This window comes from Pseudomonas sp. M1, assembly GCF_022760135.1.
GTDB lineage: Bacteria > Pseudomonadota > Gammaproteobacteria > Pseudomonadales > Pseudomonadaceae > Pseudomonas > Pseudomonas citronellolis.
Genome location: NZ_CP094343.1, coordinates 4,443,000 through 4,467,967, shown reverse-complemented (window position 1 = coordinate 4,467,967; position 24,968 = coordinate 4,443,000). Strand labels below are relative to the sequence as shown.

Sequence of the window (24,968 nt, the reverse complement as noted above, 5' to 3'; positions counted from 1 at the left end):
TCGCCGATCCATTCGTCAGGCATGGTGGACGGTAATCCACGGACCTACGACGGCACCGGCAGCCTCCAGACAGAAGCTGTTTTCAAAGTTTTACGCCGGAGGGCCTGGGACGAGGGGGACTGGGCGCTTGAGGGGGGCGCCCAGACCGCGCGGCTGCCGGAATCTGTGCTTCGTGACGCTTTGAAAACAGCTTCGAACGGGCATTGCGCCTTGTGAAAGGCGGGCCGATTCTACTGGAATTCATTGCCGAAAGTAAGCGGCAATGCTGGGCGGGCAAGGGTGATATTGCCTAGACAAAGGGCTAAGATGCCGCACTGCCTTATGCCTCAAGAAGCTGTTCCGCCCATGTCCTCCCAGCGCATCAAGACCCCCTGTGTCGGCCTCTGTTCCACCGTCTACGGCGACCTCGTGTGCCGTGGCTGCAAGCGTTTCCACCATGAGGTGGTGAACTGGAACCTGTACGGCGAGGAGGAGAAGCGCGCGGTGTGGAAGCGCCTGGAGGTGCTGCTGGTGCAGGTGATGGTGGCCAAGCTGGAGGTGTTCGACGCGCCGCGCCTGCGCGCCCAGCTGGAGCAGCGGCAGATCCGCTTCGTCCCCGAGCAGTCGCCGTACTGCTGGGCCTATCAGCTGATCGCCCGCGGCTCGCGGCTGATCCAGAACCTCGATGCCTACGGCGTGGCCCTGCTGCCGGAGTTCCGCGAACGGCCGCTGCCGGAGCTGCGCGACGCCATCGACCGCGAGTTCTTCCTGCTTTCCGAGGCCCATTACGACCGCTACATCGCCCCGCGCTTCCTCCGCGAGGGCATGGACCTGCGCGTCTGAACCGGCGCCCGCCAAGCGCGGGCGCCGTTCGTCGGCTCAGCGCCGCGCCTGCTTCAGCGTCTCGGCGATGAGGAAGGCCAGCTCCAGCGACTGGTCGGCGTTCAGCCGCGGGTCGCAGTGGGTGTGGTAGCGGTCGCTGAGCCCGGCTTCGGTGATCGGCCGCGCGCCGCCGATGCATTCGGTGACGTTCTGCCCGGTCATCTCGATGTGGATGCCGCCGGCGTGGCTGCCCTCGGCCTTGTGCACCTCGAAGAACTGCCGCACCTCGGCGAGGATGCGCGCGAAGTCGCGGGTCTTGTAGCCGCTGGAGGCCTTGATGGTGTTGCCGTGCATCGGGTCGCAGCTCCACAGCACCTGGCGGCCTTCGCGCTGCACGGTGCGGATCAGCCGCGGCAGGCCGTCGCCGACCTTGTCGGCGCCCATGCGCACGATCAGGTTGAGGCGGCCGGGGTCGTTGTCCGGGTTGAGGATGTCGATCAGCCGCAGCAGCTCCTCGTCGCCCATGCTCGGCCCGACCTTGACGCCGATGGGGTTGCCCACCCCGCGCAGCATCTCGACGTGGGCGCCGTCCAGCTGGCGGGTGCGGTCGCCGATCCAGAGCATGTGCGCCGAGCAGTCGTACCAGCCGCCGGTCAGGCTGTCGCGGCGGATGAAGGCTTCCTCGTAGTTCAGCAGCAGCGCCTCGTGGGCGGTGAAGAAGCTCACCTCGCGCAGTTGCGGGGCCGTGTCCAGGCCGCAGGCGCGCATGAAGGCGAGGGTTTCGTCGATGCGCCCGGCGAGCTGGCTGTACTTCTCCGCCAGCGCCGAGTTGGCGATGAAGTCGAGGTTCCACTGGTGCACTTCGTGGAGGTCGGCGAAGCCGCCCTGGGCGAAGGCGCGCAGCAGGTTGAGGGTGGCGGTGGACTGGTGGTAGGCCTGCAGCAGGCGCTGCGGGTCCGGCACGCGGTTGGCCTCGTCGAAGCCGATGCCGTTGACGATGTCGCCGCGGTAGGCCGGCAGGGTCAGGTCGCCCACGGTTTCCTCGCCGCAGGAGCGCGGCTTGGCGAACTGCCCGGCCATGCGCCCGACCTTCACCACCGGGCAGCCGGCGGCGAAGGTCATGACCACCGCCATCTGCAGCAGCACCTTGAAGGTGTCGCGGATCTTCGCCGCGGAGAACTCGGCGAAGCTCTCGGCGCAGTCGCCGCCCTGCAGCAGGAAGGCACGCCCGGCGGTGACCTCGGCGAACTGTCGGCGCAACTCGCGGGCCTCGCCGGCGAACACCAGCGGCGGGTAGCTGGCGAGCGTCTGCTCGACCTGCTGCAGGCGCGCGGCGTCGGGGTAGGCGGGTTGCTGCTGGATGGGGCGGCTTCTCCAGCTGTCGGGGCTCCAGGTCTGGCTCATCGGGGGCTCGCGGGGCAATGGCGGGTAGTCGCCCATGGTAACACCGGGCGCGGCCACCTTCAGCGCGGCGGGGCTGGTATCCTTCGCCTTCCATGAGCCCGCGGCCGTCGCCGTCCTTGCCCTGCGGAGAGCCCGCGTGTACCAGAGCCTGCCTTCCAATACCCTTCCGCATCGCCGGCCGCGCGCTGGCGCCCGTTGCCGTGGCCGGGGGCTCCGGGCATGAGCGAGGACCTGCTGATAGCCGAGGAGCGCGACGCCTACGGGGTGATCCGCGTGGTGGAGCAGGGCGGCTACCGCTACCTGGAGTTCGGCGAGGAAGTGGAGCAGAGCTGCGTGCGCATCGGCGACCCGGCCTGGCTGGAGTACGACTATTCCCGCGCCATGCTGCTGGGCGCACTGTGCCATCCCGCGCCGCGCCGCGCGCTGTTCCTCGGCTTCGGCGCCGGCAGCCTGACCCAGGCCTGCCTGAAGCACCTGGCGCTGGACGAGGCGGAGGCCGTCGAGCTGCGCCCGGCGATCCCGCGCCTGGCCCGCGAGCACCTGGGCCTGGTGGACGAGCCGCGCCTGCGGCTGCGCATCGGCGATGCCGTGGAGGAGCTGGGCAACTGCGCGCCGGCCGACCTGATCTTCCTCGACCTCTACACCGACACCGGCCCCGCGCCGGCGCACCTGGGCTGGGACTTCCTCGGCGCCTGCCGCGACAAGCTGCGCCCCGGCGGCTGGCTGATCATCAACCAGTGGAGCACCGACGACGGCCGCCCGTTGGGCGCGGCCCTGCTGCGCGGGCGCTTCCACCGCCACTACCTGGAATGCCCGGTGCCGGAGGGCAACGTGATCGTCTTCGTGCCCGCCGACGTCGAGCAGAGCCTGGAGCCACGCGGGCTGAAAAAGCGCGCCAAGGCCCTGCAGGGCGACCTGGGCTACGACCTGGGCGTCTACATCGACGCGCTGCGCCCCGCGCAGTAGCGGCGGGGCGTCCTTTCAGGGGAGCTGGTAGCTGAGCGTCAGGTTCAGCCGCGGGCTGCGCTCGTCGTTGTCGATGGCGCGGTCGGCGAACGGCTTGGCCACTTCCACCCCCAGCACGTACTGCTTGCGGTTGGAGAAGCGCACCCCGACGGCGCCGGAACCGAGCTTGGCGCCGGGCTGGCCGTTGGCGTTGTAGTGGGTGCGCGCGCCATCCACCACCAGGTAGGGCTGCAACTGGTTCATCCACTTGTTCTGCCAGAGGAACGAGTAGTTCACCTCGTAGGAGGCGCCCCAGCCCTTGTCGCCGGTGGCCTGGTCGTCCGGGTAGCCGCGGCCGAAGTTGGCGCCGCCGTAGGTGATCTGCTCGGAGTCCGGCAGGCTGTCGTGGGCCCACTGGAAGCTGACGTTGGCCACGCCCTGCATGCGTTCGCCGAACTGGTTCTGCTGGGCGCCGAAGCCGAGCACGCGGGTGAAGTCCTTCTTCGCCGGCGCGGTGCTCTGCGCGTCGAAGGCGTTCAGGCCCTTGTAGACGGCCAGGCTGCCGGCGCGCGCCTGCTTCTCGGCGAACTGCTGGACCAGGGTATCGACGCCCACCACGCGCAACTTGCTGCGCAGCTTCACGCTGTAGGGCGTGGCTGGCGCCAGCAGGTCGTAGCGGCTGCTGTCGTCGACCGTGTAGGCGCGTAGGTTGACGTCCCAGGTCAGGTCGCGGCGCAGCAGCACGGGGATGCCCAGGCCGGCGCTTACCCTTTCGTTCTCGCGCTTGCGCGCGTACTGCAGCGGGCCGATCACCACGCGGTCTTCCAGGCTGGCGTTGTAGTGGCTGTAGCCGGCCATCAGTTGCAGGCCGTTGTCGCCCAGCAACTGGCTGTAGTTCCAGGCGCGGTAGTGCTCCTTGTCGTCGCCGGGCGGGTAGAGGTAGCTGAACTGCAGCTGTTCGCCATGGCCCAGCAGCGAGGCCAGGGTGGCGTTGAACAGCCCGCGCGGGTTGCCGTGGCGCGAGTCGAAGTCGGCGCCGGTGGTGACCATCTCGTGCCTGCCGAGCATCTCCAGCACGGCGCCGCCATCGGTGGTGGTCGGCGGGTTGAGGACCATGTCCATCTTCAGGCCGGGGATGCGGCTCATCAGCACGCTGAAGCGCTCGAAGCTGGCGCGGGTCAGCGGCTGCTCGGCCTTCAGGCGCTCGATCCAGCGCTCCACGCGGGCCTGGTGCACGCCCAGGTCGCCGGCGCTGCGCACTTCGCGCAGGTGGCCTTCGATCAGCATGATGCGCCCGACGCCGCCGCGGAAATCCTGGTTGGGCACGTAGGCGAAGGAAATGAGGTAGCCGTCGTCCTGGTAGCGCCGGGTGATGGCCTTGGCCGCCGCCACCAGTTCGCCGATCTTGATCTCGCGGCGGGTCAGCGGCTCCAGCAGGGGCTTCCAGGTGGCGATGGGGTAGTGGCCGCCGCCGGCGACTTCGATGCGCCGCAGGCGGATGCGCCGTTCGAGCAACTGCTGCGGCTGCGCGGCCGCCGGGGTGCTGACCCGCGGCGCCTGGGGGCGCACGTCGCCGCCGGGCAGGTTGGGCCTGGGCAGGCTCTGTTCGATGTCGGAACCGGGCAGTTGGATGGGGCGGTCGGCCCAGGCGAGGGGGCTGGCTAACAACAGCGTTACTACGGTCAGCTTGCGCATGGCTTCTCCCTGAAGCCGTTAAATGAAAGGGCGAAGGGCCGTTGCCGACCCTTCGCCGTTCGCTTTGGCGGCCTTGCCGTCAGTTTCCGGACTTGCCGCCCAGGCTGCCGGTCACGCCGCCCAGCAGGCCGCCCACGGTGCCCAGGGTGCCGCCGAGCAGGCCGCCGTTGCTGGCCAGGCCGTTGCTGCCGACGCTGCTGGTGACGCCGCCGAGGGTGCCAGTGACGCCGGAGAGCAGGCCGCCGACCGGGCTGCTGCCGCCGGTGACGCCGCCCAGGGTGCCGGTGACGCCGGAGAGCAGGCCGCTGACCGGGCTGCTGCCGCCGGTGACGCCGCCCAGGGTGCCGGTGACGCCGGAGAGCAGGCCGCCGACCGGGTTGCTGCCGCCGGTGACGCCGCCCAGGGTGCCGGTGACGCCGGAGAGCAGGCCGCCGACCGGATTGCTGCTGCCGGTGGCGCCGCCCAGGGCGCCGGTGACGCCCGAGAGCAGCCCGCCGATCGGGTTGCCGGGGCTGCTGCCGGCCGGTGCGTTGACCAGGCCGCCCGTCGCGCTCACGGCTTCGCCGACGTTGGTCACGATGCTGCCCACCGGCGCGAGGACCGGCGTGGCGCTGCCGAGCTGGGTGCCGACCTGGCCCACCAGGCCGCCGACCGTGGTCATCAGGTTGTTCACCGGCGCGCCCAGGCCGGTGGTGGCGCCGACCTGCTGGGTCACGCCCTCGACCTGGCCGACCAGGCCGGCGGTGGTGGCGCTGAGCTGCTTGGTCAGCGGGCTGAGCGGGCCGCTGGTGACGGCGCCGCTGAGGGAGTCGCCGAGCATGCTGATCTGCCCGCCGACGCCATCGACCACGCCGCCCAGGGTGGCGGTCACCGGTTTCAGCGGGGTGTTGGCGCCCACCGCGGCGACGGTTCCGCCCAGGTCGCTGACCGCGTTGCCGACGCTGCTCACCGTGCCGGTGGCGCCGGCGACCGTGGTGCCCAGGGCATTGGGATTGCTGCCGAGCTGGCCGATGCCGTTGGTGATACCGCTGCCCAGGCTGTTCACGCCCTGGCCGACGTCCTGGATGACGTTGCCGGCGCCTTCGCTCACGCCACTGCCGACCACCGGCAGGTCAATGCCCTTGACCACGCCGCCGACGCCGTTGACGGTGTTGCCCAGGGCGCTGACCGCTTCGCCGGTATTGCTGAGGATGGTGCTGGTGGTGCTGGGAGTGGTACCGCCGGTTCCGCCGCCATTGTTGCCGCCGTCGCCGCCACCGTTGTTGCCGCCGGTCCCGCCGTCGCCACCGCTGCCGTTGCCGCCAGTACCGCCGGAACCGCTGCCATCGCCACCGCTACCCGAGCCGCCGTCGCCGGCGCCCTGGCCGGAACCGCTCCCGGAACTGGCGACACTGCTGTGATGGCCGCCCTTGCTGCTGCACCCTTGCAGCGACATGGCAACGACCAGAAGAGACAATGCGAATACACGAATGGGACCAGACATCTTGTTGGGCTCCTCCCTGACGGGCTCTGGTGTTTCAGGGGAAGCCTCGATCCGCCAGCGGGAAGAGCGCCTCTCCTGATTTCCGGCACAGTCTTCGTGCTTTGTCGGGAGGGCGAAATTGCCTCTTGTAGATAGTCGTTTGGTCGTTTTCGCCCTGGCGATTCACCGGTGCTTTCAAGGCGATTGGCGGCCTTCGCGGGGCGATTTAATACTTTCGATATAGCGCTTTGCCGGGGTGCGGCGAAGGCGCGCGGGCGTCGTCGCGAAGGGCGGGGCGCCGGGGCTAGTTGCCGGAGAAGTTGCCTTCGCGTCTTTCCAGCAGCGACTGCAGGCCTTCGCGGGCATCCTCGCTGGCCAGCAGGGCCTTGAGTTGCTGCGGCAACTCGCGGATGGCCTGCGCCGTTCCCTGTTCCTGGGCGCGCCGCGCCGAGGCCAGGGTGGCGCGCACGGCCAGCGGGGCGCGGCGGGCAATGCGCGCGGCCAGCTTCAGGGCTTCGGGCAGCAGCTCTTCGGGCGGGTGGATTTCCTGCACCAGGCCCAGGCGCCAGGCTTCGTGGGCATCGAACTCGTCGCCGCTGAGCAGCCAGCGCATGGCGTTGCCCCAGCCGGCCACCTGCGGCAGGCGCAGGGTGGCGCCGCCCAGGGGCAGCAGGCCGCGGCGCACCTCCATCTGGGCGAAGCGGGCGGTGCTGGCGCACAGGCAGATGTCCGCCGCCAGCATCAGCTCGATGCCGATGGTGTAGCAGTAGCCCTGCACGGCGACCACCAGCGGCTTGCTCAGCCGCGGCCCGCCGAGGGTGCCCCAGGGGTCGACCGCGCCGGCCGGCAGTTGCCAGCCGTCGTGCAGGCGCTGGCTGACGTCGGCCAGGTCGAGGCCGGCGCTGAAGTGCTCGCCGTGGGCGACGATCAGCGCGCAGCGCAGGTCGTCGTCGCGTTCGTAGTCGCCCAGGGCCAGCATCAGTTCGTCGAGCATGCGCTGGTCGAAGGCGTTGCGCTTCTGCGGCCGGTTCAGGCCCAGCAGCAGGAGGTGGCCGCGGCGCGTGACGGTGACGCGGGGTTCGCTGGTAGGGTTCACGGCGCGTGCTCCTGGCAGGTGGCCCTGCTCGGTATAGACGGCGGGTGGCCGATTGTGCAAGTCTTGACCGTTCGGCCAGCGACAGCGGAAAAGCCGCACATCGACGGCATTTTTCCGGTATGATACGCGCCGGCCTGTCACGGCCCTGTTCGGGACCGCATCTTTCGGAGCCTGCACGCTCTGGCTGTGCATCCGCATCCGCGGACTTCCTTGACGTATTCTTCCAACAGTTCAGTTCGCAAATCCCCGCTTCCAGCTGCCTGGGTGACTTCAGTGTCGTACAGGGCATGCGCAGCTCGGCCATTGGGTCTTTGCGGATGTATTTAGAGGCAAAACCCATGACCCAGGAAACCGGCGGCTTCGCCGCGCTCGGCATTCATTCCAATATCCTCGCTGCCATCGCCGCGGTCGGCTACGAAGAGCCATCGCCCATCCAGGCCCAGTCGATCCCGGTGATCCTCGAAGGCCACGACATGATCGGCCAGGCCCAGACCGGCACCGGCAAGACCGCCGCCTTCGCCCTGCCGCTGCTGTCGAAGATCGAACCGACCCGCCGCGAGCCCCAGATGCTGATCCTGGTGCCGACCCGCGAACTGGCCCTGCAGGTGGCCACCGCCTGCGAAACCTACTCCAAGCAGATGCCCGGCGTCGGCGTGGTCGCCGTCTACGGCGGCGCGCCCATGGGCCCGCAACTCAAGGCCCTGCGCCAGGGCGCCCAGGTGCTGGTGGCCACCCCCGGCCGCCTGTGCGACCACCTGCGCCGCGACGAGAACCTGCTGGGCACCGTCGAGCGCCTGGTCCTCGACGAGGCCGACGAGATGCTCAAGCTCGGCTTCATGGACGACCTGGAAGTGATCTTCGAGGCCATGCCGGCCAGCCGCCAGACCGTGCTGTTCTCCGCGACCCTGCCGGCCTCGATCCGCAGCATCGCCGAACGCCACCTGAAAGAACCCAAGCACGTCCGCATCGCCGCCAAGACCCAGACCGTGGCGCGCATCGAGCAGGTCCACCTGATGGTCCATGCCGACCAGAAGGCCGCCTCCATCCTGCGCCTGCTGGAAGTCGAGCAGTTCGACGCGCTGATCGGCTTCGTGCGCACCAAGCAGGCCACCCTGGACATCGCCGAGCTGCTCGAGCGCCAGGGCTACCGCGCCGCCGCGCTGAACGGCGATATCCCGCAGGCCCAGCGCGAGCGCGTCATCGAGTCGCTCAAGGACGGCTCGCTGGACATCGTCATCGCCACCGACGTGGCCGCCCGTGGCCTGGACGTGGCGCGCATCACCCACGTGCTGAACATCGACATGCCGTACGACCCCGAGTCCTACGTGCACCGCATCGGCCGTACCGGCCGCGCCGGCCGCGAAGGCCGCGCGCTGCTGCTGGTGACCCCGCGCGAGCGCCGCATGTTGCAGGTGATCGAGCGCGTCACCGGGCAGAAGGTCGGCGAAGTGCGCCTGCCCGACGCCGACACCGTGCTGGAAGCACGCCTGGCGCGCCTGGCCGCCGGCCTGCAGCCGCTGCTGGAAACCGCCGTCGCCACCCGTGGCGCCGTGCGCGACGAGCTGTGCCGCCGCCTGGGCACCGATGCCGAAACCCTGTCCGCGGTGCTGCTGGCCAAGCTCACCGAAGGCAAGGCCCTGGACCTGGAATCGGTGCGCCGCGAACAACCGCTGACCCCGGCCGCCCCGCGCGAGCGCAGCGACCGCTACGAGCGTGGCGAACGCGGTGAGCGCAGTGACCGTGGCGAACGCTCCGGCGAGCGCCGCCCGATGGTCGCCCCGGCCGAAGGCAAGGCCCGCTGCCGCACCGCCCTGGGCGCGCGCGACGGCGTGGCGGCGAAGAACCTGCTGGGCGCCATCCTCAACGAGGGCGGCCTGTCCCGCGAGGCCATCGGCCGCATCCAGATCCGCGAGACCTTCAGCCTGATCGAACTGCCCGAAGACGGCCTGGAGCGCCTGCTCGGCAAGCTCAAGGACACCCGCGTCGCCGGCAAGGCCCTGCGCCTGCGCCGCTACCGCGAGGATTGATCCGCGCGCCACGCGCCGCGATCGAATGAAAACGCCGCATCCGGGTGACCGGGTGCGGCGTTTTTGTTTGGAGCAATTCTCTTGCCGGCCGCGCGAGGTGCTTTTCGTAGGATGGGTTGAGCTTGCGAAACCCATGCTGCCATTGGTGATGGGTATCGCTTCGCTCAACCCATCCTACGAAGGCTGTAGGAGGCATGGCATTTCCACCCGCGCCATTCCCCTGTAGGAGCGCGCCCTGCGCGCGAAATCGCGGGCAGGGCCCGCTCCCAGTTTGCTGGGAGGCATGGCGTTCTCGCCCGTAGGAGCGGACCTTGTCCGCGATGGCCGGAGGTTCCGGCGCGATTCGCGGATAAGATCCGCTACGCCGCTTCACCCGCGCCATTCCCCTGTAGGAGCGCGCCCTGCGCGCGAATCGCGGGCAGGGCCCGCTCCTACAGTTTGCTGGGAGGCATGGCGTTCCCACCCGTAGGACCTTGTCCGCGATGGCCGGAGGTTCCGGCGCGATTCGCGGATGAGATCCGCTACGCCGCTTCACCCGCGCCATTCCCCTGTAGGAGCGCGCCCTGCGCGCGAAATCGCGGGCAGGGTCCGCTCCTACAGTTTGCTGGGAGGCATGGCGTTCCCACCTGTAGGAGCGGACCTTGTCCGCGATGGCCGGCGGCTGCGGCGCGATTCGCGGATGAGATCCGCTACGCCGCTTCACCCGTGCCATTCCCCTGTAGGAGCGCGCCCTGCGCGCGAAATCGCGGGCAGGGCCCGCTCCTACAGTTTGCTGGGAGGCATGGTGTTCCCACCCGTAGGAGCGGACCTTGTCCGCGATAGCCGGCGGTTCCGGCGCGATTCGCGGATGAGATCCGCTACGCCGCTTCACCCGCGCCATTCCCCTGTAGGAGCGCGCCCTGCGCGCGAATCGCGGGCAGGGCCCGCTCCTACAGTTTGCAGGGAGGCATGGCATTCTCGCCCGTAGGAGCGGACCTTGTCCGCGATGGCCGGAGGTTCCGGCGCGATTCGCGGATGAGATCCGCTACGCCGCTTCACCCGCGCCATTCCCCTGTAGGAGCGCGCCCTGCGCGCGAATCGCGGGCAGGGCCCGCTCCTACAGTTTGCTGGGAGGCATGGCGTTCCCACCCGTAGGACCTTGTCCGCGATGGCCGGAGGTTCCGGCGCGATTCGCGGATGAGATCCGCTACGCCGCTTCACCCGCGCCATTCCCCTGTAGGAGCGCGCCCTGCGCGCGAAATCGCGGGCAGGGTCCGCTCCTACAGTTTGCTGGGAGGCATGGCGTTCCCACCTGTAGGAGCGGACCTTGTCCGCGATGGCCGGCGGCTGCGGCGCGATTCGCGGATGAGATCCGCTACGCCGCTTCACCCGTGCCATTCCCCTGTAGGAGCGCGCCCTGCGCGCGAAATCGCGGGCAGGGCCCGCTCCTACAGTTTGCTGGGAGGCATGGTGTTCCCACCCGTAGGAGCGGACCTTGTCCGCGATAGCCGGCGGTTCCGGCGCGATTCGCGGATGAGATCCGCTACGCCGCTTCACCCGCGCCATTCCCCTGTAGGAGCGCGCCCTGCGCGCGAATCGCGGGCAGGGCCCGCTCCTACAGTTTGCTGGGAGGCATGGCGTTCTCGCCCGTAGGAGCGGACCTTGTCCGCGATAGCCGGAGGTTCCGGTGCGATTCGCGGATGAGATCCGCTACGCCGCTTCACCCGCGCCATTCCCCTGTAGGAGCGCGCCCTGCGCGCGAAATCGCGGGCAGGGCCCGCTCCTACAGTTTGCTGGGAGGCATGGCGTTCTCGCCCGTAGGAGCGGACCTTGTCCGCGATGGCCGGAGGTTCCGGTGCGATTCGCGGATGAGATCCGCTACGCCGCTTCACCCGCGCCATTCCCCTGTAGGAGCGCGCCCTGCGCGCGAAATCGCGGGCAGGGCCCGCTCCTACAGTTTGCTGAGAGGCATGGCGTTCTCGCCCGTAGGAGCGGACCTTGTCCGCGATGGCCGGCGGCTGCGGCGCGATTCGCGGATGAGATCCGCTACGCCGCTTCACCCGCGCCATTCCCCTGTAGGAGCGCGCCCTGCGCGCGAAATCGCGGGCAGGGCCCGCTCCTACAGTTTGCTGGGAGGCATGGCGTTCTCGCCCGTAGGAGCGGACCTTGTCCGCGATGGCCGGCGGCTGCGGCGCGATTCGCGGATGAGATCCGCTCCTACGCCGTCCAGCAAATACAGCGCCCCGCCCGTCTGCTCAGCTGTCTTCCAGCGGCCCCATCGCGGTGGTGTTGAAGCCGCCGTCGACGTAGAGGATTTCGCCGCTGATGCCGCTGGCCAGGTCGGAGCAGAGGAAGGCCGCGGCGTTGCCGACTTCTTCGATGGTCACGTTGCGCCGCAGCGGGGTCTGGCGTTCGTTGGCGGCGAGCATCTTGCGGAAGCTCTTGATGCCGGAGGCGGCCAGGGTGCGGATCGGGCCGGCGGACACCGCGTTCACCCGCGTGCCTTCCGGGCCCAGGCTGCCGGCCAGGTAGCGCACGCCGGCTTCCAGGCTGGCCTTGGCCATGCCCATCACGTTGTAGTTGGGCATGGTGCGCTCGGCGCCCAGGTAGGTGAGGGTCAGCAGGCTGCCGTTGCGGCCTTTCATCATTTCGCGGCCGGCCTTGGCCAGGGCGACGAAGCTGTAGGCGCTGATGTCGTGGGCGATGCGGAAGCCGTCGCGGCTGGTGACGCTGGTGAAGTCGCCGTCCAACTGGTCGCCCGGGGCGAAGCCCACCGAGTGGACGATGATGTCCAGGCCGTCCCACTGCTTGCCCAGTTCGTGGAACACCGCCTCGATGTCGGCGTCGTTGGCGACGTCGCAGGGGAAGCACAGCTCGGCGCTGGAGCCCCAGCCGGCGGCGAATTCCTCGACGCGGCCCTTGAGCTTGTCGTTCTGGTAGGTGAAGGCGAGTTGCGCGCCTTCGCGGTGCATCGCCTCAGCGATGCCCGAGGCGATGGACAGCTTGCTGGCCACGCCGACGATCAGCGCGCGTTTACCGGCTAGAAAACCCATGTTCGTCCCTTCCTTGCAGGTCAGTCTTCAAGCGCCGCCGCCGGGGCCATGAAGGCGGCTTCCAGCAGTTGCTGCGTGTAGGGATGCTGCGGCGCGCTGAAGATTTCCTGCGCCGGGCCGCCTTCGACCACCTTGCCCTGGCGGATCACCAGCAACTGGTGGCTCAGGGCCTTGACCACCGCGAGGTCGTGGCTGATGAACAGGTAGGTGAGGTTGTACTTGGCCTGCAACTGGCGCAGCAGGTCGACCACCTGGCGCTGCACCGAGCGGTCCAGCGCCGAGGTCGGCTCGTCCAGCAGGATCAGCGCCGGCTTGAGCACCAGGGCGCGGGCGATGGCGATGCGCTGGCGCTGGCCGCCGGAGAATTCGTGGGGGTAGCGGTGCCGCGCCTGCGGGTCCAGGCCGACTTCCAGCAGCGCGTCGATGATCCGCTGCTGCTGTTCCTTCTCGTCGCAGATGCCGTGGACTTCCAGGCCCTCGCCGACGATCTGGCCCACCGACAGGCGCGGGCTGAGGCTGCCGTACGGGTCCTGGAAGACCACCTGCATCTCGCGGCGCAGCGGGCGCACCTCGGCCTGGTTCATGGTGTCCAGGGCGTTGCCCTCGAAGCGAATGCCGCCGCGGCTGTCGATCAGCCGCAGGATGGCCAGGCCCAGGGTGGACTTGCCTGAGCCGCTTTCGCCGACAATGCCCAGGGTCTGCCCGCGGGGCAGGCTGAAGTCGATACCGTCCACCGCCTTGATGTGGTCGACGGTGCGGCGGAACACGCCCTTCTTGATCGGGAACCACACGCGCAGGTCCTGCACGCTCAGCAGTTCCTCGCCCGGCGGGTTGGCCGCCGGCGCGCCGCTGGGTTCGGCGCCGAGCAGCTCGCGGGTGTAGGGGTGCTGCGGGGCTTCGAACAACTGCTCGCAATCGGCCTGCTCGACGATCTTGCCCTGCTGCATCACGCACACGCGGTGGGCGATGCGCCGCACCAGGTTGAGGTCGTGGGTGATCAGCAGCAAAGCCATGCCCAGGCGCGTCTGCAGCTCGGCCAGCAGGTCGAGGATTTTCAGCTGCACGGTGACGTCCAGCGCCGTGGTCGGCTCGTCGGCGATCAGCAGCTCCGGCTCGTTGGCCAGGGCCATGGCGATCATCACCCGCTGCCGTTGGCCGCCGGACAGCTCGTGGGGGTAGGACTTCAGCCGCGTGGCCGGGTCGGGGATGCCGACCAGGTCGAGCAGTTCGAGGATGCGCGCGCGCGCCGCCTGGCCCTGCAGGCCCTTGTGCAGAGCGAGCACTTCGCCGATCTGCTTCTCCACGGTGTGCAGCGGGTTCAGCGAGGTCATGGGCTCCTGGAAGACCATGGCGATGCGGTTGCCGCGGATGCCGCGCAGCTTGCGTTCCGGCGCCTTGAGCAGGTCCAGCCCGGCGTAGCGGACGCTGCCGCTGGGGTGGCTGGCCGTGGGGTAGGGCAGCAGGCGCAGGAGGGAAAGGGCGGTGACCGACTTGCCCGAGCCGCTTTCGCCGACCAGGGCCAGGGTCTCGCCGCGGCGGATGTCGAAGCTGACCTGGTCCACGGCGTGGACGCATTCCTCGCCGCAGGCGAAGTCGACGCAAAGGTCGCGGATTTCCACCAGGTTGTCTTGGGCGCTCTGGCTCATCTCACTTCCTCGGGTCGAAGGCATCGCGGGCGGCCTCGCCGATGAACACCAGCAGGCTGAGCATCAGCGCCAGCACCACGAAGGCGCTGATCCCCAGCCATGGCGCCTGCAGGTTGGACTTGCCCTGGGCGACCAGCTCGCCGAGGGACGGCGAGCCGGCCGGCAGGCCGAAGCCGAGGAAGTCCAGGGAGGTCAGGGTGGCGATGGCGCCGGTGAGGATGAAGGGCATGAAGGTCAGGGTGGAGATCATCGCGTTGGGCAGGATGTGGCGGAACATGATCTTGCCGTTCTTCATGCCCAGGGCGCGGGCCGCGCGCACGTATTCCAGGTTGCGGCCGCGGAGGAACTCGGCGCGCACCACGTCCACCAGGCTCATCCAGGAGAACAGCAGCATGATGCCCAGCAGCCACCAGAAGTTCGGCTGCACGAAGCTGGCGAGGATGATCAGCAGGTAGAGCACCGGCAGGCCCGACCAGATTTCCAGGAAGCGCTGGCCGAGCAGGTCGACCCAGCCGCCGTAGAAGCCCTGCAGGGCGCCGACCAGCACGCCGATCAGCGAGCTGAGCAGGGTCAGCACCAGGGCGAACAGCACCGAGATGCGGAAGCCGTAGATCACCCGGGCCAGCACGTCGCGGGCCTGGTCGTCGGTGCCCAGCAGGTTCTCCGCGCTGGGTGCCGAGGGCACCGGCACGCGCAGGTCGTAGTTGATGCTGTCGTAGCTGTAGGCGATCGGCGGCCAGAGCACCCAGGCGTCCTTGTCGGCCAGCAGCTGGCGCATGTAGGGCGCCTTGTAGTTGCCCTCCAGGGGGAACTCGCCGCCGAACACGGTCTCCGGGTAGCGCTTGAGCACCGGGAAGTACCACTGGCCGTCGTAGCGCACCGCCAGCGGCTTGTCGTTGGCGATCAGCTCGGCGCCCAGGCTCAGCCCGAACAGCGCGAGGAACAGCCACAGCGACCACCAGCCGCGCTTGTTGGCCTTGAAGCGCGCCCAGCGGCGCTGGTTCATCGGGGACAGGCGCATCGGATCACTCCCGGTTCTCGAAGTCGATGCGCGGATCGACGAGGGTGTAGAGGACGTCGCTGACCAGCTTCATGATCAGACCGAACAGGGTGAAGATGAACAGGGTGCCGAACACCACCGGGTAGTCGCGGTTGAGCGCCGACTCGAAGCTGAGCAGGCCCAGGCCGTCGAGGGAGAAGATCACCTCGATCAGCAGCGAGCCGGTGAAGAACACCCCCAGCAGCGCCGAGGGCAGGCCGGCGATGATCAGCAGCATGGCGTTGCGGAACACGTGGCCGTAGAGCACCTGGCGCTCGGTCAGGCCCTTGGCGCGGGCGGTGACCACGTACTGCTTGCCGATCTCGTCGAGGAAGCTGTTCTTGGTCAGCAGGGTGATGGTGGCGAAGTTGCCGATGACCAGGGCGGTGATCGGCAGGGCCAGGTGCCAGAAGTAGTCCTTGACCTTGCCGAAGGTGCTGAGTTCGTCGAAGTCGTTGGAGGTCAGCCCGCGCAGGGGGAACCAGTCCCAGTAGCTGCCGCCGGCGAACAGCACCACCAGCAGGATGGCGAAGAGGAAGGCGGGGATGGCGTAGCCGATGATGATCGCCGAGCTGGTCCAGATGTCGAACTGGCTGCCGTTGCGCACCGCCTTGGCGATGCCCAGGGGGATGGACACCAGGTACATGATCAGGGTGCTCCACAGCCCCAGGGAGATGGACACCGGCAGCTTCTCGATGATCAGGTCGGTGACCTTGGCGTCGCGGAAGAAGCTGCTGCCGAAGTCCAGGTGCACGTAGTTCTTGAGCATGATCCAGAAGCGCTCGGGCGCCGGCTTGTCGAAGCCGTACATGCGCTCGATCTCCTTCACCAGCTCCGGGTCCAGGCCCTGGCCGCCGCGGTAGTGCGAGCCGCCGGAGGAGGCCAGCTCGCCGCCGGAGCCGGCGATGCGCCCGGTGGCCCCGCCGGCGGCGGCGTTGACGCCTTCGAGCTTGGCGATCATCTGGTCCACCGGCCCGCCGGGGGCGGCCTGGATGATGATGAAGTTGATCAGCAGGATGCCGAACAGCGTCGGCACTATCAGCAGCAGGCGGCGCAGGATGTAGGCGAGCATCAGCGGGTCTCCTGCGCCTGGGTCACGGCCTGGGTCGGCTCGGCCTTGTCGCGGGCCTGCCACCAGGTCATCAGCGCGTAGCTGTAGGGCGGCAGCTTGTCGGGGTGGGCGATGCGGTTCCAGTAGGCCAGGCGCCAGGTGTCCAGGTACCAGTTGGGCACCACGTAGTGGCCCCACTGCAGGGCGCGGTCCAGGGCGCGGGCGTGGCGCACCAGGGATTCGCGCGAGTCGGCCTTGATCAGGCCGTCCACCAGCTCGTCGATGGCCGCGTCGCGCAGGCCGATGAAGTTGCGGCTGCCGGGGTTGTCGGCGCTGGCCGAATGCCAGAACTCGCGCTGCTCGTTGCCCGGCGAGTTGGACTGCGGCCAACTGGCGACCATCATGTCGAAGTCCCGCGAGCGCAGGCGGTTGATGTACTGGGAGATGTCCACCACGCGGATCTGCATGTCGATGCCCAGCTCGGCGAGGTTGCGCTTGTAGGGCAGCAGCACGCGCAGGAAGTCGGCCTGCACCAGCATGAACTCGAAGCTCAGCGGCTTGCCGTCGGGGCCGACCATGCGGTCGTCGACGATCCTGTAGCCGGCCTCCAGCAGCAGCTTGTAGGCCTTGCGCTTCTGCTCGCGGATGATGCCGCTGCCGTCGCTGACCGGCGGCTCGTAGACGCTGTCGAAAACCTGCGGCGGCAACTTGCCGCGCAGCGGTTCGAGGATCGCCAGCTCCTGCGCGTCGGGCAGCTCGTGGGCGGCCATCTCGGAGTTCTCGAAGTAGCTGCGGTCGCGCTTGTAGGAGCCGAAGAACAGCTGCTTGTTGGTCCACTCGAAGTCGAACAGCAGGCTGATGGCCTCGCGCACCCGCGCGTCCTGGAACACCGGGCGGCGGAGGTTGAAGGCGAAGCCCTGCATGCCCCAGGGATTGTCGTTGTGCAGTTCCTGGCGGACGATGCGGCCGTCGCGTATCGCCGGCGAGTCGTAGGCGGTGGCCCAGTTCTTCGCGATGCGCTCCTCGTTGAAGTCGAACTGCCCGGCCTTGAAGGCTTCCAGGGCCACGGTCAGGTCGCGGTAGGAGTCCACCACCACGGCGTCGAAGTTGTTGAAGCCGCGGTTCACCGGCAGGTCTTTGGCCCAGTAGTCCTTGACCCGCTCGTAGCGGATCGAGCGGCCCGGGTCGACCTTGGCGACGCGGTAGGGGCCGCTGCCCAGCGGCGGCTCCAGGCTGGTCTTGGCGAAGTCGCGGCTGGCCCACCAGTGCTTGGGCAGTATCTGCAACTGGCCGAGGATCAGCGGCAGCTCGCGGTTGCCCGGGCGCTTGAAGTCGAAGCGCACGCGCAGCTTGTCCTCGGCCACCACCTTGTCGACGTCCGCGTAGTAGTTGCGGTACATGGGGTCGCCCTGCTTGATCAGCGTTTCGAAGGTGAAGACCACGTCGTCGGCGGTGACCGGGGTGCCGTCGTTGAAGCGCGCCTGGGGGCGCAGGTAGAAGCGCACGAAGCGCTGCTCGGGGTCCTTCTCGATCTTCTCGGCGAGCAGGCCGTATTCGGTGAAGGGCTCGTCGAGGGAGTGGAAGGTCAGGGTGTCGTAGATGAGGCTGATCTGCGAGGCCGGGTTGCCCTTGGGGATGAACGGGTTGAGGCTGTCGAAGCCGCCGGTGTCGGAGAGCCGCAGGGTGCCGCCCTTGGGCGCGTCGGGGTTGACGAAGTCGAAGTGGCGGTAGCCGGCCGGGTATTTCGGCGCCTCGTCGTAGAGGGTGATGGCATGTTGCGGCGCGGCCTGCAGGCCGGCGCCCAGGCCGAGCAGGCCGAGCAGGAGGAGGGCGCGGAGCTTCATCGACGGCGCTCCGCCGCCGATCCGTTGGTGGGCGCGGGTGCGGGGCGAGGGGCGCTGGTCGGCATTCTGGGCATGGTCTGCTCGTAGGTGCGTTCGGGCTGGCATCGTTTGTACTGGTTGGGGCCGCTCCCGTGCAAGGGGTGGCAGCGGACGCACGACGCGGCGGGCGACGGCGCGCCGGCGTTTGCACGGGCGTCCCGAGAGGGCCACGGTAACAGCTTGTATTGCGGGGAAAAAGCTCGGGCCGGATGCTTAGGCCGTGCTTTCGGGGAAAAAGTTGCCGGGGGCGGGCGGCTCCGTGCTCGGCGCCGAGGGAGGTGGGGCCAAGGTCAAACGGCGGATAACGCCGTAGGCGTTATGCGCCTTACGCCAGGCCCACCCTGGGCGTAGGGCGAATAACCGTTCGCGGTTATCCGCCGTTACACCGCGATTCCCGCCAACGCCGTGGCTGGGCCGGACGGAAAATCAACGGCTCGCGGTATCGAGATAAAGCGTCAGCGTCTGCCCGGGCTTGAGCGCATGGGCGCTGCTGCGCGGGTTCCAGCGCTTGATGTGCTGCATCTCGACGTTGAAGCGCTTGGCGATCAGGTACATGGAATCGCCCTGCTTGACCTTGTAGTAGGTCGCCGCTTCCTGCTGCTGCTTGGCCTTGCCGCTGGCGCCGCTGCGCGATGCCAGCTGGGTGGCGCCTTGCAGCTTGAGCACCTGGCCGGGCTTGACGCCGTGGCTGTCCAGGCCGTTCCAGCGCTTCAGGTCGTCGACGCCGACGCCGGTGGCGCGGGCGATCTGCCAGAGGTTGTCGCCGCTCTTGACCTTGTAGCTGCGGGTGGCGTTGGCCAGGCTGGGCGCCTTGGTCGCGCCGGCCTTGGCCACCTGGCGCGCGGGCTCCAGTTCCGGCAGGCGGCTGCCCCTGGCCGGGATCAGCAGCGCCTGGCCGTTGCGCACGCGGTTGGAGCTCAGGCGGTTGCTGCTCTTGAGCTCGGCCACGCTGATGCCGTGCTTGGCCGCGATGCTGCGCAGGCTGTCGCCGCGGCGCACCTTGTACTGCTTCCAGCTCACCAGGTCCTGGGGCTGCAGGGAGGCGAGGCCGGCCTTGAGCCGCTCCACCTTCTCCTTGGGCACCAGCAGCTGCTGCGGGCCGTCCATGGTGATGCGGCGCTTGAAGGCCGGGTTGAGCAGGTACAGCTCGTCCTCGTCGAGTTCGGCCAGCGCCGCAACGCGCGACAGGTCCAGGCCGGGCTTGACCTTCACCGCGGCGAAGTAGGATTCGTTGGCGATGGGGTTGAGGTTGATGCCGTAGGCTTCCGGCGACATCACCAGCTGCGACAGGGCCAGCAGCTTGGGCACGTAGTCCTGGGTTTCCTGGGGCAGCGGCAGGTTCCAGTAGTCGGTCGGCAGGCCGAGCTTCTGGTTGCGCTCGATGGCGCGGCTGACGGTGCCTTCGCCGGCGTTGTAGGCGGCCAGGGCGAGCAGCCAGTCGCCGTTGAACATGTCGTGCAGGCGGTTCAGGTAGGTCAGCGCCGCGTTGGTCGAGGCCTTGATGTCGCGGCGGCCGTCGTACCAGCTGGTCTGGCGCAGGTTGAAATGGGTGCCGGTGGTGGGGATGAACTGCCACAGGCCCACCGCCTGGGCGCGGGACACGGCCAGGGGGTTGTAGGCGCTCTCGATCATCGGCAGCAGCGCCAGTTCCAGCGGCATCTGCCGCTCTTCCAGGCGCTCCACCACGTAGTGCATGTAGGGGCTGCCGCGCTCGGAAGCCTGCTCGATGAAGGCCTGGTTGCTGACGAACCACAGGCGCTGGCGTTCGATGCGCGGGTTGGTGTCGGTGGCGTCGGCCTGCAGCTGGAAGCCGTGGCGCATGCGCTGCCAGATGTCGCTGTCGGCGTAGGCCGGGTTGAACTGTACGTCCACCGCGCGGCTGGCGGGGCGGTAGGTCAGGGTGTCCTGGTCGGTGCCGCTGTGCTGGCTGGTCTGGCAGCCGGCGAGGGCGCCGGCGCCGAGCAGGACGGAGACTCGTATGGCACGAGCCAATGCGTCTAGATCGCTGGTCTTACTGGTCTTTGGCGGCATTGGCGGATGACTTTGTCCAGGGTAAAAATTTCGGGGATTCTAGAAACCGCGCCGGACGTGGTCAAGATTTCGCCAGACCTCAGAATTTATCTTTCCATTGCCGAATGACCGCAAAAACCTCTGCGGGGCTGGCAGTCGGCCCGCCGTTCCGCTCGTCGGCGGCTTTTTTAACGCTGTTTTCCGAGGTGCGCAAAAAGGGGTTGGTGGCCCGTTCCAGGGCAATGCTGGAGGGCAGGCTGATGCGGCCCTGCTCGCGCCAGGCGCTGACCTCGTCGAAGCGCGCGGCCAGCTCGGCGTTGCCGGGCTCCACCGCGCGGGCGAAGCGCAGGTTGCTCAGGGTGTATTCGTGGGCGCAGTACACGCCGGTGGCGCCCGGCAGCGCGGCGAGGCGGCCCAGGGAGGCGTGCATCTGCGCCGGGGTGCCCTCGAACAGGCGGCCGCAGCCGCCGGCGAACAGGGTGTCGCCGCAGAACAGCAGGGGCGCGTCGGCGTCCGCATGGTAGTAGGCGATGTGCCCGAGGGTGTGGCCGGGCACTTCGATGACCTCGAAGCCCAGGCCCAGCACTTCGACATGCTCGCCGTCGCGCAGCGCCAGGTCGATGGCCGGGATGCGCTCGCCTGCCGGGCCCAGCACGCGGGCGCCGCTGGTCTGTTTCAGGCGCGCCGCGCCGCCGACGTGGTCCTGGTGGTGGTGGGTGACCAGGATGTCGGCCAGGCGCCAGCCCGGGTGCGCGGCCAGCCAGGCCTCCACTGGCGCGGCGTCGCCCGGGTCGACCACCGCGCAGGTCCGGGTGGTCACATCCTGCAACAGCCAGATGTAGTTGTCGGAAAAGGCGGGTAGCGCGTCGATCTGTATCATGGCCGGATGTCGCTAAGCGGAATAGGTTGGCGCATAGTAGTGCGAATGTGCCGTCCTGTGTTCGCCGAACGGCGTCGACCGCCCTCCCGGCGGCGACAGCCAACCTGTTTCAGGGGGTGGTGAGAATGGAACGAGAACCCTTCGCCCAGGCCGATGCCGACTGGCTGGAGCTGATCGCCGAGGCGCGCGACTGGTTCGCCGGGCCGCTGGGCGCCATGATGCTGGCCGAGGAGCAGCGCCTGCTCTGCGACGAGCTGCAGCGCTACTTCGGCGGCTACCTGGTGCACTACGGCCCGCACGCCGAGCTGCCGGAGAGCACCGGCAACATCCAGCGCGGCGTGCGCCTGGGGCCGCCGTTGCCGGGCGTGGAGATCGCCTGCGACGAATGCGCCTGGCCGCTGGGCGAGCACGCCGCCGACGTGGTGCTGCTGCAGCACGGCCTGGACTTCTGCCTGTCGCCGCACCGCCTGCTGCGCGAAGCCGCGCGCAGCGTGCGCCCCGGCGGGCACCTGCTGGTGATCGGCGTCAACCCGCGCAGCGCCTGGGGCCTGCGGCATTATTTCGCCTCCGACGGCCTGGGTCGGGCGCGCTGCATTTCCCCCGGGCGCGTCTGCGACTGGCTCAACCTGCTGGGCTTCGCGCTGGAGAAACGCCGCTTCGGGTGCTATCGTCCGCCGCTTGCCTCGGCTGCCTGGCAGACGCGCCTGGCACGCATGGAAGGCTGGGGCGCGGGCCTCAAGGGCACCGGCGCCGGCTTCTACCTGCTGGTGGCGCGCAAGCTGGTGGTCGGCCTGCGGCCATTGCGCCAGGCCCGCCGCGAGGCCCGTGGCCAACTGGTGCCGCTGCCGGTGGCCAAGGTCAGCCGGCGGGATTCCGAAATCTAGCGACGACCCTCGCCAGTCCCTCGTGCCACCATCCCGGGGCGGGACGCCGCGGGCCGTACTGAAGGTGATATGAGCGAAGAAGAGAAGGTCGTCATCTATACCGACGGCGCCTGCAAGGGCAACCCCGGCCGCGGTGGCTGGGGCGCGGTGCTGTTCTACAAGGGCGCCGAGCGCGAACTCTGGGGCGGCGAGCTGGAGACCACCAACAACCGCATGGAGCTGACGGCGGCCATCATGGCCCTGGCGGCGCTCAAGCGGTCCTGCGAGATCCGCCTGGTCACCGACTCCGAGTACGTGATGAAAGGCATCAAGGAATGGCTGCCTAACTGGAAGAAGCGCGGCTGGAAGACCGCTGCCAAGCAGCCGGTGAAGAATGCCGACCTGTGGCAGGCGCTGGACGAGCAGGTCAACCGGCATAATGTCGAATGGCAGTGGGTGCGCGGCCACACCGGGCACCCCGGCAACGAGCGCGCCGACATGCTCGCCAACCGCGGCGTCGCCGAACTGCCACGCTGAATAATGCAACGGGCGCCCGCGGGCGCCCTCCCTGGTCAAAGCAACAAGGTCCCGAAATGCGCAGCGTCGTACTGGATACCGAAACCACCGGCATGCCGGTCACCGATGGCCACCGGATCATCGAGATCGGCTGCGTCGAGCTGGAAGGCCGCCGCCTCACCGGCCGCCACTTCCACGTCTACCTGCAGCCCGATCGCGAGATCGACGAGGGCGCCATCGCCGTCCACGGCATCACCAACGAGTTCGTCAAGGACAAGCCGCGCTTCCGCGAGGTGGCCGACGAGTTCTACGAGTTCATCCACGGCGCCCAGCTGATCATCCACAACGCGGCGTTCGACATCGGCTTCATCAACAACGAGTTCGCCCTGCTGGGGCAGAGCGAGCGTGCCGAGGTCAGCGACTACTGCTCGGTGCTCGACACCCTGATGATGGCCCGCGAGCGCCACCCGGGGCAGCGCAACAACCTCGACGCCCTGTGCAAGCGCTACGGCGTCGACAACTCCGGCCGCGACCTGCACGGCGCACTGCTCGACGCCGAGATCCTCGCCGACGTCTACCTGGCGATGACCGGTGGCCAGACCAGCCTGTCGCTGGCCGGCCAGGGCGCCGAGGGCGACGGCAGCGGCCGCCCGCAGCCCAGCGCGATCCGCCGCCTGGCGGCCGGCCGCGCGCTGACCCGGGTGATCCGCGCCAGCGACGAGGAACTGGCGGCCCACGCCGCACGCCTGGCCGCGGTGGAAAAATCCGCCGGCGGCCCCTCGCTATGGGCGCAACTGGAAGCCCCCGCCGCACAGGAATAGCCATCGGCGTAGGGCGGATAACCGTTCGCGGTTATCCGCCGTTTCACCTTGGCCCCAGGCCACTGCGGAGCCAAACCCGAAGCCCCTGTCCCGGCCGCTCCCGGGCATGGGCTCGGGCACATCGGCGTACAACCGTTCGCGGTTATACGCCCTACGGCTCCGCCCAGCCCCTGGTCCGCTCCACCGCCTTCTTCCAGCCCGCATACAGCCGCTCCCGCTCGGCCGCCTCGCAGTTGGGCTGGAACACTCGCTCGATCACCGCCTTGCCCTTCAGTTCGTCCAGGCCCTGCCAGAAGCCGCTGGCCAGCCCCGCCAGCACGGCGGCGCCCAGCGCTGTGGTCTCGCGCATCTGCGGGCGTTCCACCGGCGTGCCGAGGATGTCGGCCTGGAACTGCATGAGGAAGTTGTTGGCCACCGCGCCGCCGTCCACGCGCAGGGCGCGCAAGGACTCGCCGGCGTCCTGCTGCATGGCGTCGAGCACGTCGCGGGTCTGGTAGGCGATGGATTCCAGGGTGGCGCGGATCAGGTGGTCGGCCTTCACCCCGCGGGTCAGGCCGAACAGCGCGCCGCGGGCGTACGGGTCCCAGTAGGGCGCGCCCAGGCCGGTGAAGGCCGGCACCAGGTAGACGCCGTTACTGTCCTTGACCTTGCTGGCGAAGTACTCGGAGTCGTGGGCGTCGTTGATCACCTTCAGCTCGTCGCGCAGCCACTGCACCGTGGAGCCGCCGTTGAACACCGCGCCTTCCAGGGCGTACTGCGGCTCGCCGCGGGGCCCGCAGGCAATGGTGGTGAGCAGGCCGTGGGTGGACTTCACCGCCTTGGCGCCGGTGTGCATCAGCAGGAAGCAGCCGGTGCCGTAGGTGTTCTTCGCCTGGCCGGGCTCCACGCAGAGCTGGCCGAACAGCGCGGCCTGCTGGTCGCCGGCGATCCCGGCGATGGGTGTGCGGTGCACGCCCAGGCCGCCGACCCGCGCCTGGCCGAACACCCCGGAAGAGGCCTGCACCTTCGGCAGCATGGCCCGGGGAATGTCCAGGGCCGCCAGCAGGCGGTCGTCCCAGTCGAGCTTGTGGATGTCGAACAGCAGCGTGCGCGAGGCGTTGCTGTAGTCGGTGACGTGCACCTCGCCCTCGGTGAGCTTCCACACCAGCCAGCTGTCCACGGTGCCGAACAGCAGCTCGCCGCGGCGGGCGCGCTCGCGGGCGCCGTCGACGTTGTCGAGGATCCACTTCAGCTTGGTGCCGGAGAAATAGGGGTCGATGACCAGCCCGGTGGTGTCGCGGATGTAGGGCTCCAGGCCGTCGGCGCGCAGTTGCTCGCAGATGCCCGCGCTGCGCCGGCATTGCCAGACGATGGCGTTGTGGATCGGCCGGCCGCTGGCCTTGTCCCATACCACCGTGGTCTCGCGCTGGTTGGTGATGCCGATGGCCGCCACCTCGCCGAAGCCGATGCTGGCCTGGGCCAGGGCCTCGACCAGGGTCGAACTCTGGGTGGCCCAGATTTCCATGGGGTCGTGCTCGACCCAGCCGGCCTGGGGGTAGATCTGCGCGAACTCGCGCTGGGCCACGCTGACTACGTTGGCGTCGCGGTCGAAGATGATGGCGCGGGAACTGGTGGTGCCCTGGTCGAGGGCGACGATGTATTTCTTGTGCTGGCTGTCGGTCATGACGTTGGCCTTGTGCTGCATCCGGCAGAGCCCGGGTCGTCTGCGACCTTAGGCCATTCCGCGCGCCGGGTGAAGGGCCGCGCGCGCAGGCGGCGGTGGCGGATTCGGCCGCCGGCCCTTGCTATGCTTGGGCA

Annotated in this window: 17 protein-coding genes and 1 pseudogene; 6 read left to right on the top strand and 12 right to left on the bottom strand. The window is 68.9% G+C overall.

All coding sequences use genetic code 11. The annotated features are described in order from the left end of the window. Positions 1-345 precede the first annotated feature (345 nt). Positions 346-822: a DUF1289 domain-containing protein gene (locus PM1_RS19525; RefSeq protein WP_009619092.1), complete on the top strand. Its 477-nt coding sequence runs from the start codon at positions 346-348 to the stop codon at positions 820-822. A 36-nt stretch (positions 823-858) separates the two neighbouring features. Here PM1_RS19525 and PM1_RS19520 read toward each other — a convergent pair whose 3' ends face one another. Continuing rightward, positions 859-2,205 (bottom strand): class II 3-deoxy-7-phosphoheptulonate synthase, encoded by a 1,347-nt coding sequence (locus tag PM1_RS19520; protein ID WP_009619093.1) that lies wholly within the window; start codon positions 2,203-2,205, stop codon positions 859-861. A 219-nt stretch (positions 2,206-2,424) separates the two neighbouring features. On the opposite strand from PM1_RS19520, the gene PM1_RS19515 reads away from it, so the two are divergent. After that, positions 2,425-3,171, top strand: coding sequence for a spermidine synthase (locus PM1_RS19515; RefSeq protein WP_009619094.1), 747 nt, complete (start codon positions 2,425-2,427; stop codon positions 3,169-3,171). Positions 3,172-3,186: 15 nt separating this feature from the next. On the opposite strand, the gene PM1_RS19510 is transcribed toward PM1_RS19515, so the two are convergent. The 3 genes from PM1_RS19510 to PM1_RS19495 all read right to left on the bottom strand — a co-directional run bounded on the left by PM1_RS19510 (position 3,187) and on the right by PM1_RS19495 (position 7,403). Beyond that, positions 3,187-4,845: a ShlB/FhaC/HecB family hemolysin secretion/activation protein gene (locus tag PM1_RS19510; protein WP_009619095.1), complete on the bottom strand. Its 1,659-nt coding sequence runs from the start codon at positions 4,843-4,845 to the stop codon at positions 3,187-3,189. Positions 4,846-4,924: 79 nt separating this feature from the next. Continuing rightward, the gene (locus PM1_RS31140; RefSeq protein ID WP_024128302.1) at positions 4,925-6,280 is read right to left on the bottom strand and encodes a collagen-like triple helix repeat-containing protein; all 1,356 of its coding nucleotides are present in this window, start codon (positions 6,278-6,280) and stop codon (positions 4,925-4,927) included. A 331-nt stretch (positions 6,281-6,611) separates the two neighbouring features. Next, positions 6,612-7,403 (bottom strand): crotonase/enoyl-CoA hydratase family protein, encoded by a 792-nt coding sequence (locus PM1_RS19495; RefSeq protein ID WP_009619097.1) that lies wholly within the window; start codon positions 7,401-7,403, stop codon positions 6,612-6,614. 303 nt (positions 7,404-7,706) lie between these two features. Between PM1_RS19495 and PM1_RS19490 the strand changes: the two are divergent. Next, a pseudogene (locus PM1_RS19490) lies at positions 7,707-9,430 on the top strand (DEAD/DEAH box helicase). 2,234 nt (positions 9,431-11,664) lie between these two features. Here the strand turns inward: PM1_RS19490 and fabI are convergent. From fabI to gloB, 7 genes are all read right to left on the bottom strand, one after another. Next, positions 11,665-12,462: an enoyl-ACP reductase FabI gene (gene fabI / locus PM1_RS19485; protein WP_009619099.1), complete on the bottom strand. Its 798-nt coding sequence runs from the start codon at positions 12,460-12,462 to the stop codon at positions 11,665-11,667. 20 nt (positions 12,463-12,482) lie between these two features. Next, complete coding sequence (locus tag PM1_RS19480; protein WP_009619100.1) at positions 12,483-14,108, bottom strand: ABC transporter ATP-binding protein; 1,626 nt, start codon at positions 14,106-14,108, stop codon at positions 12,483-12,485. A 1-nt stretch (position 14,109) separates the two neighbouring features. Continuing rightward, positions 14,110-15,129 carry an ABC transporter permease gene (locus tag PM1_RS19475; protein ID WP_009619102.1) on the bottom strand — a complete coding sequence of 340 codons (1,020 nt, stop codon included), beginning with the start codon at positions 15,127-15,129 and terminating at the stop codon, positions 14,110-14,112. A gap of 4 nt (positions 15,130-15,133) precedes the next feature. Then, positions 15,134-16,219 (bottom strand): microcin C ABC transporter permease YejB, encoded by a 1,086-nt coding sequence (locus tag PM1_RS19470; RefSeq protein ID WP_009619104.1) that lies wholly within the window; start codon positions 16,217-16,219, stop codon positions 15,134-15,136. Next, positions 16,219-18,042, bottom strand: a complete 1,824-nt coding sequence (locus tag PM1_RS19465) for an extracellular solute-binding protein (RefSeq protein WP_009619106.1) — start codon at positions 18,040-18,042, stop codon at positions 16,219-16,221. Before PM1_RS19465 ends, PM1_RS19470 begins: the two co-directional genes overlap by 1 nt. A gap of 465 nt (positions 18,043-18,507) precedes the next feature. Next, complete coding sequence (locus PM1_RS19460; protein ID WP_009619108.1) at positions 18,508-20,112, bottom strand: LysM peptidoglycan-binding domain-containing protein; 1,605 nt, start codon at positions 20,110-20,112, stop codon at positions 18,508-18,510. 79 nt (positions 20,113-20,191) lie between these two features. Further along, complete coding sequence (gene gloB / locus PM1_RS19455; RefSeq protein ID WP_009619114.1) at positions 20,192-20,971, bottom strand: hydroxyacylglutathione hydrolase; 780 nt, start codon at positions 20,969-20,971, stop codon at positions 20,192-20,194. A 125-nt stretch (positions 20,972-21,096) separates the two neighbouring features. Between gloB and PM1_RS19450 the strand changes: the two genes are divergently transcribed. The 3 genes from PM1_RS19450 (at position 21,097) to dnaQ (ending at position 23,171) form a co-directional block, all read left to right on the top strand. Beyond that, positions 21,097-21,855: a class I SAM-dependent methyltransferase gene (locus PM1_RS19450; RefSeq protein WP_009619115.1), complete on the top strand. Its 759-nt coding sequence runs from the start codon at positions 21,097-21,099 to the stop codon at positions 21,853-21,855. 69 nt (positions 21,856-21,924) lie between these two features. Beyond that, entirely contained in the window at positions 21,925-22,371 is a 447-nt protein-coding gene (gene rnhA, locus PM1_RS19445) for a ribonuclease HI (protein ID WP_009619116.1), read from the top strand. A 56-nt stretch (positions 22,372-22,427) separates the two neighbouring features. After that, a complete protein-coding gene (gene dnaQ, locus PM1_RS19440; RefSeq protein ID WP_009619117.1) occupies positions 22,428-23,171 on the top strand; it encodes a DNA polymerase III subunit epsilon in 744 nt (247 codons plus the stop codon). 151 nt (positions 23,172-23,322) lie between these two features. Here the strand turns inward: dnaQ and glpK are convergent, their stop codons facing one another. Next, on the bottom strand, positions 23,323-24,834 hold the full coding sequence (gene glpK, locus PM1_RS19435; protein WP_024128303.1) for a glycerol kinase GlpK: 1,512 nt from the start codon (positions 24,832-24,834) through the stop codon (positions 23,323-23,325). Positions 24,835-24,968 lie beyond the last annotated feature (134 nt).

Excerpts from the sequence above, each read along its gene's own strand:
- PM1_RS19525 (WP_009619092.1), top strand. The coding sequence starts at position 346 with ATGTCCTCCCAGCGCATCAAGACCCCCTGTGTCGGCCTCTGTTCCACC.
- PM1_RS19520 (WP_009619093.1), bottom strand. The coding sequence starts at position 2,205 with ATGAGCCAGACCTGGAGCCCCGACAGCTGGAGAAGCCGCCCCATCCAG.
- PM1_RS19515 (WP_009619094.1), top strand. The coding sequence starts at position 2,425 with ATGAGCGAGGACCTGCTGATAGCCGAGGAGCGCGACGCCTACGGGGTG.
- PM1_RS19510 (WP_009619095.1), bottom strand. The coding sequence starts at position 4,845 with ATGCGCAAGCTGACCGTAGTAACGCTGTTGTTAGCCAGCCCCCTCGCC.
- PM1_RS31140 (WP_024128302.1), bottom strand. The coding sequence starts at position 6,280 with ATGTCGCTGCAAGGGTGCAGCAGCAAGGGCGGCCATCACAGCAGTGTC.
- fabI (WP_009619099.1), bottom strand. The coding sequence starts at position 12,462 with ATGGGTTTTCTAGCCGGTAAACGCGCGCTGATCGTCGGCGTGGCCAGC.
- PM1_RS19480 (WP_009619100.1), bottom strand. The coding sequence starts at position 14,108 with ATGAGCCAGAGCGCCCAAGACAACCTGGTGGAAATCCGCGACCTTTGC.
- PM1_RS19475 (WP_009619102.1), bottom strand. The coding sequence starts at position 15,129 with ATGCGCCTGTCCCCGATGAACCAGCGCCGCTGGGCGCGCTTCAAGGCC.
- PM1_RS19470 (WP_009619104.1), bottom strand. The coding sequence starts at position 16,219 with ATGCTCGCCTACATCCTGCGCCGCCTGCTGCTGATAGTGCCGACGCTG.
- PM1_RS19465 (WP_009619106.1), bottom strand. The coding sequence starts at position 18,042 with ATGAAGCTCCGCGCCCTCCTCCTGCTCGGCCTGCTCGGCCTGGGCGCC.
- PM1_RS19460 (WP_009619108.1), bottom strand. The coding sequence starts at position 20,112 with ATGCCGCCAAAGACCAGTAAGACCAGCGATCTAGACGCATTGGCTCGT.
- gloB (WP_009619114.1), bottom strand. The coding sequence starts at position 20,971 with ATGATACAGATCGACGCGCTACCCGCCTTTTCCGACAACTACATCTGG.
- PM1_RS19450 (WP_009619115.1), top strand. The coding sequence starts at position 21,097 with ATGGAACGAGAACCCTTCGCCCAGGCCGATGCCGACTGGCTGGAGCTG.
- rnhA (WP_009619116.1), top strand. The coding sequence starts at position 21,925 with ATGAGCGAAGAAGAGAAGGTCGTCATCTATACCGACGGCGCCTGCAAG.
- dnaQ (WP_009619117.1), top strand. The coding sequence starts at position 22,428 with ATGCGCAGCGTCGTACTGGATACCGAAACCACCGGCATGCCGGTCACC.
- glpK (WP_024128303.1), bottom strand. The coding sequence starts at position 24,834 with ATGACCGACAGCCAGCACAAGAAATACATCGTCGCCCTCGACCAGGGC.